This is a genomic window from Streptomyces sp. CC228A (genome assembly GCF_021390935.1).
Classification (GTDB): Bacteria; Actinomycetota; Actinomycetes; order Streptomycetales; family Streptomycetaceae; genus Streptomyces.
Window position 1 is genome coordinate 342193 of record NZ_JAJPUI010000001.1, and the last position, 12486, is coordinate 354678.

General features: G+C 72.7%; 10 protein-coding genes. 6 read left to right on the forward strand and 4 right to left on the reverse strand.

The genetic code is table 11. The annotated features are described in order from the left end of the window. The first annotated feature begins 34 nt into the window (after window positions 1-34). The 5 genes from L6E17_RS01530 to L6E17_RS31320 all read left to right on the forward strand — a co-directional run bounded on the left by L6E17_RS01530 (window position 35) and on the right by L6E17_RS31320 (window position 4953). A complete protein-coding gene (locus L6E17_RS01530; protein WP_236238985.1) occupies window positions 35-1048 on the forward strand; it encodes a LacI family DNA-binding transcriptional regulator in 1014 nt (337 codons plus the stop codon). Window positions 1049-1197: 149 nt separating this feature from the next. Continuing rightward, window positions 1198-2511 (forward strand): extracellular solute-binding protein, encoded by a 1314-nt coding sequence (locus L6E17_RS01535; protein WP_236238986.1) that lies wholly within the window; start codon window positions 1198-1200, stop codon window positions 2509-2511. 186 nt (window positions 2512-2697) lie between these two features. Beyond that, window positions 2698-3702 (forward strand): carbohydrate ABC transporter permease, encoded by a 1005-nt coding sequence (locus L6E17_RS01540; RefSeq protein ID WP_236238987.1) that lies wholly within the window; start codon window positions 2698-2700, stop codon window positions 3700-3702. A 120-nt stretch (window positions 3703-3822) separates the two neighbouring features. Then, window positions 3823-4623: a carbohydrate ABC transporter permease gene (locus L6E17_RS01545; protein ID WP_236239598.1), complete on the forward strand. Its 801-nt coding sequence runs from the start codon at window positions 3823-3825 to the stop codon at window positions 4621-4623. Window positions 4624-4728: 105 nt separating this feature from the next. After that, window positions 4729-4953: a family 1 glycosylhydrolase gene (locus L6E17_RS31320; protein WP_374108993.1), complete on the forward strand. Its 225-nt coding sequence runs from the start codon at window positions 4729-4731 to the stop codon at window positions 4951-4953. 66 nt (window positions 4954-5019) lie between these two features. Here L6E17_RS31320 and L6E17_RS01555 read toward each other — a convergent pair whose 3' ends face one another. Then, on the reverse strand, window positions 5020-5745 hold the full coding sequence (locus tag L6E17_RS01555) for a TetR/AcrR family transcriptional regulator (RefSeq protein ID WP_236238988.1): 726 nt from the start codon (window positions 5743-5745) through the stop codon (window positions 5020-5022). 172 nt (window positions 5746-5917) lie between these two features. Here L6E17_RS01555 and L6E17_RS01560 point away from each other — a divergent pair, with 172 nt between their 5' ends. Beyond that, window positions 5918-7654 (forward strand): amidase, encoded by a 1737-nt coding sequence (locus L6E17_RS01560; protein WP_236238989.1) that lies wholly within the window; start codon window positions 5918-5920, stop codon window positions 7652-7654. A 107-nt stretch (window positions 7655-7761) separates the two neighbouring features. Here L6E17_RS01560 and alaS read toward each other — a convergent pair whose 3' ends face one another. From alaS to tsaD, 3 genes are read right to left on the reverse strand one after another with little or no spacing between them, the layout of a single operon-like run. Continuing rightward, window positions 7762-10404, reverse strand: coding sequence for an alanine--tRNA ligase (alaS, locus tag L6E17_RS01565; protein ID WP_236239599.1), 2643 nt, complete (start codon window positions 10402-10404; stop codon window positions 7762-7764). A 5-nt stretch (window positions 10405-10409) separates the two neighbouring features. After that, a complete protein-coding gene (locus L6E17_RS01570; RefSeq protein WP_236238990.1) occupies window positions 10410-11018 on the reverse strand; it encodes a GNAT family N-acetyltransferase in 609 nt (202 codons plus the stop codon). Next, window positions 11018-12088 (reverse strand): tRNA (adenosine(37)-N6)-threonylcarbamoyltransferase complex transferase subunit TsaD, encoded by a 1071-nt coding sequence (gene tsaD / locus L6E17_RS01575; protein ID WP_236238991.1) that lies wholly within the window; start codon window positions 12086-12088, stop codon window positions 11018-11020. The genes L6E17_RS01570 and tsaD overlap by 1 nt, the downstream gene beginning before the upstream one ends. Window positions 12089-12486 lie beyond the last annotated feature (398 nt).

Sequence of the window (12486 nt, forward strand, 5' to 3'; positions counted from 1 at the left end):
TCCATGTGCTCTGGATGGACAGGAGAGGCGGATCATGGCCGAAGGCGTGTCACGCCGGCAGTCGACACTCGAAGAGGTGGCCGAACTGGCGGGCGTCTCACGGTCGGTGGCCTCCCGTGCCCTCAACAACGCCCCGCACGTCAGCCGCGCCAAGCGCGAGGCGGTCGAACGGGCCGTCCGTCAGCTCAGTTACGTGCCCAATCCGACCGCCCGCGCGCTGGCGACCCGCCAGACCGGCGCGGCCGCCCTGGTCGTGTCCGGGGAGGATCCCTCGATCTTCGCGGATCCGTTCTTCGCCCAGGTGATCGTGGGGGCTTCGGCCGCCCTGGAGGACGCGGATCTGCATCTCATGCTCTGCCTGGCAGCCTCCGACCGGGGCCGCAGGCGCGTGGAGCAGCTCCTGCGGTCCAAGGGCGCCGACGGTGTGATGCTGATGGCGCTGCGCGAGGACGACCCGCTGTCCCGCATGGCCGAGGAGGCGGAGATGCCCGTGGTGTTCGGCGGCCGCCCGGTCGGCTTGAACCCCCGCTGGTACGTGGACGTCGACAACGTCGGCGGAGCCCGCGCGGCGACCGAGTACCTGATCGCGGCCGGCCGGACCAGGGTGGCCACGATCTGCGGGCGTCTGGACACCGAGGTCGGGCGAGCCCGGTACCGCGGCTACCAGGACGCCATGCTGGCGGCGGGGCTCGAACCGTACCCCTCGGAGGGCGGCGACTTCACCGAGCCCAGCGGTGCCGCTGCCATGGCCGCGCTCCTCGCGAACCATCCCGACCTGGACGGGGTGTTCGCCGCCAGTGACAACATGGGGGCCGGGGCGCTGCGCACACTGCGCAAGGCCGGCCGCCTGGTCCCCTCCGATGTCGCCGTGATCGGCTTCGACGACCTGGACGTGTCCCGGATCGCCGACCCGCCGCTCACCACCGTGCACCAGCCCATAGAGGGTCTCGGCCGGGAGATGGCGCGGATGCTCGTCGCACTCGTCGACGGCCAGGACCCCACCCCTCTGATCCTCCCCACGCGTCTGGTCATCCGCGCCAGCGCCTGACGAGCCGGCCTCGCCGCCCACCCCGCGGCGAGGTCCCCTCAACCCTTCTTTGGGAGCGCTCCCAGGGTTTCCTCCGCGCCGACCGCCGACGAGGCGAGGCTCTGCCCGGCGCACCCCTCCCTCCCACCCTGACGCATCGAGGAGATGCCATGTCCCGCTCGTCCGTGCCGCCCACCCGTACCCGCCGCTCCCCGGTCCTCGCCCCGGCGGCCCTGGCCCTCGCGCTCGCCCTCACCGGCTGCTCGTCCCCCGGAGGCGGCTCCGCCTCCGCAGACGGGAAGATCACCCTGACCGTCGGCACCTTCGGGACCTTCGGATACAAGGAGGCCGGCCTGTACGACGCGTACATGGAGCAGCACCCCGAGATCGTCATCAAGGAGAACCCGACGACCGTGGAGGGCAACTACTGGACCGCGCTGCAGACCCGGCTGTCCGGCGGCGGACTCGACGACGTCCAGGCACTGGAGGTCGGCCGCATCTCCCTGGCCACGTCCGAGGACCTCGCCGACGCCTTCGCCGACCTGTCCGACGCCCCCGGCGTCGAGAAGGAGAACTACCTTCCCTGGAAGTGGGAGCAGGCCACCACCGAGGACGGCAGGACGATCGGGCTGGGCACCGATGTCGGCCCGATGGCCATCTGCTACCGCCAGGACCTGTTCAAGGCCGCGGGCCTGCCCTCCGACCCCGAGGCGGTCGGCAGGCTCTGGGCCGGCGACTGGGCGAAGTTCGTCGAGACGGGCAAGCGGTACCAGGCCAAGGCCCCCCGCGGCACCTACTTCATGGACAGCGCCACCGGGCTCTTCAACGCCGTCGTCTCCAGCAGCCCCGTCCAGTACTACAAGGACGGCGAGCTCGCCTACAAGGAATCGGTCGGCGTCAGGACCGCCTGGGACCTGGCCGTCGAGGCCGTCCAGGGGAAGACCAGCCAGGGCCTGAAGATGTTCGACACCCCCTGGCAGACCGCGTTCTCCAAGTCCACCTTCGCCACCACCGTCTGCCCCTCCTGGCAGCAGGCCAACATCCAGCAGTTCTCCGGCCCGTCCAACAAGGGCAAGTGGAACATCGCCCAGCCCCCCGCCGCAGGCAACTGGGGCGGCTCCTTCCTCGCCGTGCCGGCCTCCGGCAAGCACGTCGACGAGGCCAAGAAGCTCGTCGCCTGGCTCACCGCACCCGAGCAGCAGGCGAAGGTCTTCCAGAAGGTCGGCAACATCCCCGCCAACCAGGCCGCCCACGACCTGCCCGGCGTCGTCGACTACAAGAACCCCTACATCGGCCCCGACGCGGCCACCGGACGGATCTTCTCCACCGCCGCCCAAGCCATCAAACCCGCCGAGACCGGTCCCCGCGCCGGCGACCTGACCGGGGCGTTCGGCACCGGCGTCCAGCTCATGGAACAGAACGGCAAGAGCCCGGAAGAGGCCTGGAACGCCACCGTGCGCCAGATCGACAGCACCGTCCGGTAACGCTCCCGCCTCGCCCCGTGCCTCTCCCCGGCCGCCGTCGCAGGGAAGGGGGCCGGTCCACCGGGACCGGCCGAGGGGGCCGGCCCACCGGGAAGCCGGCCACGGAGGCCGGACCGCCCGAGAGCCGGCCGCCCCTCCCCCTCCCTTCCCGACGACACCGGCCGTGACCACCGAAGGAACCCGCCCGTGGCCTCCACGACCGCACCGAGCCGCACCGGCCCCGCCGACCGGCAGGACACCCCACCGCCCACCCCACGCGCCGCGGGCCCCTCGGCCTGGCGCAGCCGCCTTCACCGCTGGGACACCAAGGGCACCCCGTACGCCCTCGTCGCGCCCTTCTTCCTCGTCTTCGCCGCCTTCGGCCTCTTCCCGCTGCTCTACACCGGTTGGCTGTCCTTCCACCGGGTCAGCCTCTACAACGTCGACCGCGCCGAATGGGTCGGCCTGCGCAACTACGCGGACCTGTTCACCGGCCAGGTCAGCCACTACTTCTGGAACGCCCTCCTCAACACCTTCACCCTGGGGGTCCTGTCCACCGTCCCCCAGCTGCTGATGGCACTGGGTCTCGCCCACCTCCTCAACTACCGCCTCCGCGCCCGCGGATTCCTGCGCACGGCTCTCCTCGCCCCGTACGCGACCTCCGTCGCCGCGGCCACCCTCGTCTTCGCCCTCATCTTCAGCCCGGAGGGCGGCATGGCCAACTGGCTCCTCGGCCTGTTCGGGGCCGGACCCGTGCACTGGGAAGCCGGCCGCTGGAGCTCGCAGTTCGCGATCTCCGTGATCGTCACCTGGCGCTGGACCGGCTACAACGCCCTGATCTACCTCGCCGCCATGCAGGCCGTGCCGCGCGAACTGTACGAGGCCGCCGCCCTGGACGGCGCCAACCGCTGGCAGCAGTTCCTGCACGTCACGGTCCCCGCCCTGCGCCCCACGATCCTCTTCACGGTGATCGTCTCGACCATCGGCGCCACCCAGCTCTTCGGCGAGCCCTACCTGTTCGGCGGCCAGAGCGGCCATCAGGGCGGCACCGACCACCAGTACGAAACCCTGGGGATCCTCATGTACGACCAGGGCTTCCACTCCAGCATGCTCGGGCGCGCCAGCGCGGTCGCCTGGATCATGTTCGGCCTGCTGCTGCTCATCGGGCTCGTCAACGCGCTGATCACCCGCCGCCTGCGCGCCTCCCAGTGACGTGGAGTACGACATGACCACCACCACACCCCTGTCCGACCGCCCTCGCCGGACGGCGGCGCGACCGCCCGCCCGCGCCGGCCGGCCGGCGGCCAGCACCGGGCCGGGCCGCTCGCCCGCATCGTCCTCGGACTCGCGGCCCTGGCCTCGCTGTTCCCGCTGTACTGGACGCTGGTCGCGGCGTCCACCGACAGCCACGCGGTCGTCTCCAGCCCACCTCCGATACTGCCCGGCGGCAACCTCTTCGAGAACCTCACCTACGTCTGGCACAACGCCGGCGGGCGCGGCATGGGCGTCGCGCTGCTCAACTCCACGCTCGTCGCCGCGACCGTCACCGCCAGCACGGTGACCTTCTCCGTCCTCGCCGGCTTCGCCTTCGCCAAACTCCGGTTCCGGGGGAAGAAGGTCATGCTCGGCCTGGTCCTGTCCACCCTCGCCGTGCCCGCCCAGCTCAGCGTCGTACCGCTGTTCATCCTCACCAGGCACCTGGGACTGGGGAATCACCTCGGGGCGCTGATCCTGCCTGTCCTGGTCACCGCCTTCGGTGTCTTCTTCATGCGCCAGTTCCTCGCGCAGGCCCTGCCCACCGAACTCCTGGAAGCCGCCCGCGTCGACGGCGCCAACTCGCTGCGTGTCATCTGGCACGTCGTCTTCCCGGTCGCCCGCCCGGCGATGGCGGTCCTCGGCATGCTCACCTTCGTCCAGTCCTGGAACGACTTCCTGTGGCCGATCATCGTGATGAACGGCTCCACCAACCCCACCGTCCAGGTCGCCCTCGCCGGACTGGGAACCGGCTGGTCGACCGACTGGTCCGTGATCACGGCCGGAGCGCTCCTGGGCACCCTGCCCCTGCTCCTGGTCTTCGTGCTCTTCGGCCGTCACATCGTCGGCGGCATCACCCAAGGCGCCGTCAAGGGCTGACCCGCTCCTTCTCTCCGTATCCCAACCCCTCTGCCAACACGGAGGCCCCGTCATGCCCGCAACCCCGCCAACGCCCCCGTCACCGCGCCCGCGTCCGTCGACGGACTGCGCTTCCCGCCCGGCTTCCTCCGGGGCGCGGCCACCGCCGCCCACCCGATCGAGGGCGCCGTCGCCGAGGACGGCCGCACCCCCTCCCTCTGGGACGCCTTCTCCCGCGCCCCCGGCAAGGCCCGGCGCTACTGCTCCGACCGGTGCGCCACCCGCACCGGTGCGGCCGCGCACCGGGCGCGCCGGCGCCAGGTGGAGCAGGGCGTCATGCCGCGGGTCTGACGCCCCGAGTGCAAGGGTGCTCCTTGAGAGCGCGCGTTCGGTTCCGCTGACGGTCCACGCCGGTCGTCAGCCCTGGCCGGTGGGACGCAGCTCGCGTTCGAGGGCAGCCAGGGCGAACGCGTGCGGGGAGGCGTCCTGCCAGCGGGCGCGTCCGAACATCACGTCCTCGGAGAGACCGCTCAACATGGCCACAGCCCGGATGACGAACCCGGGAAGGTCCACGGCGGCGAAGTGTCCCAGGTCCCGGCCCTCACGGACGATGGCCTCCAGACGCTCGTCCCAGCCGTCCAGCAGCTCGGTGAGGATCTGCCGGCCTGCTTCATCGTGGCGCTGTGCCAGCACCTGCGTCCACAGCGCGTAGCGCTCGTCGCCCTGATGGCTCGGCAGGTAGAAGCGTACGAAGAGGTCCAGCTTCTCGGCGGGGGACGCGGCCCGCTCGACGGCCTTCCGGAACCGGGCCCAGAGGTCCGCCTGGCTCCATGCGAGGACTTCGAGCAGGAGCCGGTCCTTCTTGCCGAAGTGGTAGAGGATGTGCCCGGTGCTCATGCCGGCCCGCTCGGCGATGTCCGTCATCCGCAGGGCCGCCGTGCCCTTCTCGGCGATGACGCTGATGGCGGCCCGCATGGCCCGCTCCCGCGCCTCGTCCCCGCTGGGCTGACGCTTCCTGTCGATCGGGACCCGGGCCGCGGGTCGAGAGGCGGTGCCCCCGGTCCCGACGCTCCCCGCACCGGTCACGCCCCCCGGCGGGGGGACGCGGTCGGGCAGCGCGGGCCCGGTCTCTGTCGACGCCATGAGCTCACTCCAGGTCCGGAATCAAGGCTCCCAGTTTAGGTTCCCTGAATCTAGACTCTTAGTCTAGATTGAAAATCTAGCCAGTGCGCTGGGGTGTGTGCCGACCGGTTGTGCCCGGTCGCCCCGACTGGCCAGCGGCCCGCCTGCCCCATCAACCCCGGGAGACACCCTCATGACGCGCGGATTCGATGTCGTGGAGACCTGTATCGCCGACCTGCGCGCAGCGCTGGAGAAGGGCGAGACGACCGCGGTGGAGCTGCTCGACGCCTACCTCGCGCGGATCGAGGCGTACGACCGGCCCGGTACCCCCACCGCTCTGAACGCGATGGTCGTGATGAACCCGCGCGCCCGGGAGGAGGCGGAGGCGTCCGACGCCCGCCGCGCGCGCGGCGAGACGCTGGGCCCGCTGGACGGCATCCCGTACACCGCCAAGGACAGCTACCTCGCGAAGGGGCTGACGGCCGCATCCGGCTCCCCGGCGTTCGCGCACCTCGTCGCCCAGCGCGACGCCTTCGCCATCGAGCGGCTGCGCGCCGGCGGCGCGGTGCTCATCGGCCTGACCAACATGCCGCCGATGGCGAACGGCGGCATGCAGCGCGGCCTCTACGGGCGCGCGGAGAGCCCGTACAGTGCCGACTGGCTCACCAGCGCCTACGGCTCGGGCTCCTCCAACGGCTCCGGCACGGCGACGGCGGCGTCCTTCGGCGCGTTCGGCCTCGGCGAGGAGACCTGGTCCTCAGGCCGGGCCCCCGCCTCGAACAACGCGCTGTGCGCCTACACCCCGAGCCGCGGCGTGATCTCGGTCCGCGGCAACTGGCCCCTCGTACCGACCATGGACGTCGTGGTCCCGCACACCCGCACCATGGCCGACCTGCTCGAAGTGCTCGACGTCATCGTCGCCGACGACCCGCACACGCGCGGGGACCTGTGGCGCGCGCAGCCGTGGGTGGCACTGCCCCCGGCGTCGCAGGTGCGCCCCGCCTCCTACCCGGCCCTCGCACCCGCCGACACCGAGGCCGCGTCCGACGCGCTCGCCGGCAAGCGCGTCGGCGTGCCCCGGATGTACATCAACGCCGACCCCGACGCCGGAACGAACCCCGACGGAGGCATCGGCGGCCAGACCGGGCAGCGCATCGACACGCATCCCTCGGTGATCGCCCTGTGGGAAGCCGCCCGCCGTGACCTGGAGGCCGCCGGAGCCGAGGTGGTCGAGGTCGACTTCCCCGTGGTCTCCCGCTACGAGTCCGACCGCCCCGGAGCGCCCTCGCTGCTCACCCGCGGACTGGTCAGCCGCGAGTACCTGACATTCGAGATCGAGGACCTGTCCGCCTGGGCCTGGGACGACTTCCTGCGCGCCAACGGCGACCCGGCGCTCTCCACCCTGGCCGACGTCGACGGCGACCGCATATGGCCCAAGCAGGAGGGCGAGCTGCCCGACCGGTACGACGGCTTCGACGACACGATCAGCGACTACCCCCGCTTCGTGCGCGAGCGCCCGTACGCCTCCCTCGCCGACATGCCGCTCCTGGAGCAGGGGCTGCGGGGCCTTGAGGAGACGCGGCGCGTCGACCTGGAGCTGTGGATGGACGGGCTGGGCCTGGACGCGGTGGTCTTCCCCGCGGTGGCCGACGTGGGCCCCGCGGACATGGACGTGAACGTGGCCTCCGCCGACCTCGGCTGGCGCAACGGCGTCTGGGTCGCCAACGGCAACCTGGTCCCCCGCCACCTCGGCATCCCGACGGTGACCGTGCCCATGGGCACCATGGCGGACACCGGCATGCCCGTCGGGCTGACCTTCGCGGGCCGCGCCTACGACGACAACGCCCTCCTGGCCCTCGCGGCGGCCTTCGAGAAGACCGACAGCCGGCGCACGGTGCCACCGCGCACCCCGCGCCTGCCGGCGCAGTGACCTGACGGAGGCACCCGGGCTGATCGAACAGCCGACAGCAGAAGCGGGCAGCCGGCCGCACCAGGGGGAGGGCGTCGGCATGCGGCCACGCCCTCCCCGCGCTCGGATCAGCGGGCGCCGATCACGCGGGGCAGTTCCGCCAGGGTTTCGGTGAGGCGGTCGGCTGCCCCGCCGCCCTGCGCCAGCTGCGGGGAGCCGCCGCCACGTCCGCCGAGAAGCTGCCTGACCAGCGAGGCAGCGTTCAGGCCCGCCTCGCGGGCGGCGTCGTTCAGCGCGACGACGACCACGCCGGCTCCTGTACCGATGCCGACGGCGCCGGGAGTGCCGGCGGGCAGGCGGTCACGGACGGCGGCGGCCAGGGCCCGGGCCTCATCCGCTGCGCCCTCGGCGGTGGCGGTGACGACCTGAACGCCGTCCACGTCGACCGCGCCCCCGACGAGTTCGGCGGCGCGGGTGGTGGTGGCCTGCTGCTTGAGGCGGGCGTTCTCGCGGTCGGCGGCCTTGAGGCGGTCGAGGAGGCCGGCGATCTTCTCGGGGAGTTCGGCGCGGGGCGCGCCGAGCTGTTCGGCGATGCGGGCGACGAGGTCGCGTTCGCGGGCGAGGTAGCCGAAGCCCTCGATGCCGACGGCGGCCTCCAGACGCCGCATGCCCGCGCCGACCGATGACTCCGAGGTCAGGGCGACCGTGCCGATCTGGGAGGCGTGCTCGACGTGCGTCCCGCCGCACAGCTCGCGCGACCAGGCGCCGCCGATCTCGACGACCCGGACCTTCTCCCCGTACGTCTCGTCGAACAGGGCGAGCGCGCCGATCTCCTTGGCCTCGGGCAGCGTCATCCAGCGCACGCCGACCGGCAGGTCGCGGCGCAGGGCGCGGTTGGCGGCCTCCTCCACCTCGGAGCGGACGGCGGGGGTGAGGGCGCCGCGCCAGGGGAAGTCGAGGCGGAGGTAGCCGGGCCGGTTGTAGGAGCCGGACTGGAGGGCGGTCGGGCCGAGGATCTCGCGCAGGGCGGCGTGCAGGACGTGGGTGCCGGAGTGGGCCTGGCGGGCGCCGAGCCGCCACTCGGCGTCGACGGCCGCGTGGACGGTGTCGCCGGTGGCCAGTTCACCGGCGGTGATGCGGACCTGGTGGACGACGAGGCCGGGCAGCGGGCGCTGGACGTCGATGACCTCGGCCTCCGCGGAGGCGGCGGAGAGGAGCCCGGCGTCGCTGTCCTGGCCGCCGGACTCGGCGTAGAAGGGGGTGCGGTCCAGGACGACGGAGGCGATGTCCCCGGTCCGGGCGACCGGCACCGGTCCTTCGGCGCCGATCAGGGCGAGGACGCGGGACTCGGTGGTGAGGGCCTCCCAGGCGCGCCAGTCGGTCGGCCCGTGCGCGTCCAGAACGGTGCGCAGGGCTGCGGTGTCGGTGGCGCCGCCGGACTTGCGGGCCCGGGCGTCGGCGCGGGCGCGCTCGCGCTGGGCGTTCATCAGGGCGGTGAAGCCGTCCCGGTCGACCTCGACGCCCTGTTCGGCGGCCATCTCCAGGGTGAGGTCGATGGGGAAGCCGTAGGTGTCGTGGAGGAGGAACGCCTGCGCGCCGGGCAGCGAGCGGCCGCCGTCCTCCTTGACCTTGGCGACGGCGGTGTCGAGGACGGTGGTGCCCTGTTTGAGGGTGGCGCGGAAGGCGTCCTCCTCGCCGTACGCCTGATCCGAGATGCGGGCGAAGGACTCCGCTACCTCCGGGTAGGAGGGGGCCATGCAGTCGCGGGCGGCGGGCAGCAGCTCCGGCAGAGCCCGGTCGTGGAAACCGAGCTGGCGCATGGCGCGGACGGAGCGGCGCAGGATGCGGCGCAGCACATAGCCGCGGCCCTCGTTGCCGGGGGCGGTGCCGTCGGCGAGGAGCATCAGCGCGGTGCGGACGTGGTCGGCGACCACGCGAAGCCGCACGTCGGCCTGGGCGTCGGCGCCGTACCGTACGCCGGCGAGTTCGGCGGCGCGGTCGAGGACCGGGCGGGTCTCGTCGGTCTCGTAGAGGTTGTCGACGCCCTGCAGGAGGGTGGCCATCCGCTCCAGGCCCATGCCGGTGTCGATGTTGCGGCGCGGCAGCTCGCCGAGGATCGGGTAGCCGGACTTGCCGGGGCCTTCGCCGCGCTCGTACTGCATGAAGACGAGGTTCCAGAACTCCATGTACCGGTCCTCGTCGACCGCCGGGCCGCCCTCGCGGCCGAGGGCCGGGCCGCGGTCGTAGTACAGCTCCGAGCACGGGCCACAGGGCCCGGGGACGCCCATGGACCAGAAGTTGTCCTCGTCGCCCCGCTCGACGATCCGCGCGTCCGGCAGGCCGGCGACCGCGCGCCAGATGCCGCGCGATTCGGCGTCCGAGTGGTGGACGGTCACCCAGATCCTCTCGGGGTCGAGCCCGTACCCGCCCTCTGCCTGCGGCTTGGTGGACAGGTCCCAGGCGAAGGCGATGGCCTCCTCCTTGAAGTAGTCCCCGAAGGAGAAGTTGCCGTTCATCTGGAAGAACGAGCCGTGCCGGGTGGTCTTGCCGACCTCCTCGACGTCCAGGGTCCGCACGCACTTCTGCACGCTCGTCGCCCTCCCCCACGAAGGCGCGGCCTCGCCGGTGAAGTACGGCTTGAACGGCACCATCCCCGCGTTGACGAACAGCAGGGTCGGGTCGGGGGTGGGCAGCGGCGCGCTGGGGACGACGGTGTGGCCGCGGGCGGCGAAGTAGTCCAGGAAGCGCTGGCGGATGTCGGCGGTACGCAAGGTTCTCACTGCTCCGGTCGAAGGGATGCGAGCCCACGGGGCTCGAAGGGGCGAGGGGCGGCTGTGCGGGCCGGATGCCGGGGGCCGAGGAAGGCGGCATGGCCGGCTCCCCCGGGCGCGGGATGGGTGACCTGGGTCCAGCCCTCCCGCTCGTAGAAGGAGAGGGCTTCGTGAGCGGCGACCGAGGTCAGCAGCCAGCAGCGGCCGTCGGCCCGGTCCTCGGTCACCGCCGCCAGCAGTAGCCGCCCCAGGCCGACGCCGCGCGCATGCCGGGCGACTGCCAGCTCGTCCACCTCGCGGGCCCCGCACAACCACTCGGCTGTCCACGGCCCGCCGAGGGCGGCGGATACGCCTGGGTGACAGCGGTCTGCCGGGAACGGGTCAGGGGTCGTCCAGGCGGTCGCCCAGCCCAGGACGGTGCCCCCGTCGAGTGCGAGGGCGGCGGTGAAACCCGGCCGGTGCACGTCGTCCGCCAGCCGCTCCAGGTAGGCGTCGGCCCGCTCGGGCCCCTCGCCCCAGGGCGGGCCGCCGAACGCGTCCGCGTACACCGCCCGGACGCCTTCCGCGTACACCGGCAGCTGCTCGCCGGAGACCGCCCGGACGACGACGGCCATCAGGTCACTCCCGCGGCCGGGGCGGCGACCGGGGTCAGGGAGGCGTACTCCAGCGGCGCGGACGGGTCGATGGAGACGTCCAGCGGGGCGGGCTCGGCACCGGAGCGGACGAGGAGGTCGCCCACCGCCGCGATCATGGCGCCGTTGTCCGTGCACAGCGTCATCGGCGGCACCCGCAGCTCCACGCCGGCGGCGGCGCACCGACGCTCGGTGAGGGCGCGGACGCGGGAGTTGGCCGCCACGCCGCCGACCACGATCAGCGTCTTGACGTCGTACGCCGTGCAGGCGGCGAGCGCCTTGCGGCTCAGCACGTCGGCGACGGCTTCCTGGAGCGCGGCGGCACCGTCGGCGACGGGCACGTCGATGCCCTGGAGGCGGTGCTTCTCGACCCAGCGGGCTGCGGCGGTCTTGAGGCCGGAGAAGGAGAAGGCGTACGGGTCGTCACCGCCCCGGGTCAGCGGACGCGGGAAGTCCACGGCCCGCGGGTCGCCGTCCCGGGCGGCCCGGTCGATCGCGGGCCCGCCCGGATACGGCAGGCCGAGGATGCGGGCGACCTTGTCGAAGCACTCGCCCGCCGCATCGTCCAGAGTGTCCCCGAGATGCAGGATCGGGTCGCGCACCAGGTCCCGCACGAGGAGAAGGGAGGTGTGGCCGCCGGAGACGATCAGCACCACACAGGGGGCGGGCAGGGGTCCGTGCTCCAGTGTGTCGGCGGCGACGTGCCCGGCCAGGTGGTGCACCCCGTACAGCGGCACCCCGGCCGCGTAGGCGAGGCCCTTCGCCCCGGCCAGGCCGACCTGCAGGGCGCCCGACAGCCCCGGTCCGGTGGTGACGGCGACCGCGTCGATCTGCCCCAGCCTCAGCCCCGCCTGGTCAAGCGCCCCGATGACGACCGGGTTGAACGACTGGAGGTGAGCCCGGGCCGCGATCTCCGGCACCACACCGCCGAAGAGGGCGTGCTCGTCCATGCTCGACGCCACCACGTGCGCGAGAAGCTTCCCGTCCCGCACGATCCCCGCGCCGGTCTCGTCGCATGACGACTCGATTCCAAGGACGACCGGTCCACCCACTGCACCACTCCTTTTGCACTGCCATCGCACTTGCAATATATGTGCAATAAGAGCGCAGCGCGTCGCCCCCGGCAGTACGCCGGGACGCGGCCGGCGCGCGCGGCCACGGGGTGGACACCGCAGGCGCCCATACGACCGGGTCCCACAGCGACGCTCCGGGCCTCACCACCGATCCCCGGAGCGGCGATCAACACCTCCGCGACATCGCCCGCCACCCTCCCGCTCGACCGCATCCGCCCCCGCCGGCACGCCGACTCCGAGGACATCGTCGTCGTCTCCGCTCCCGCGCCCTCCAGGATCACGGCCTCCTGGCCGGCCACCGCAGCAACCACGACACCGTGACCACCGGCATCCTCGAAGTCACGGTGGGAGACCTGCTGCTCCGCGACGAACCCGCG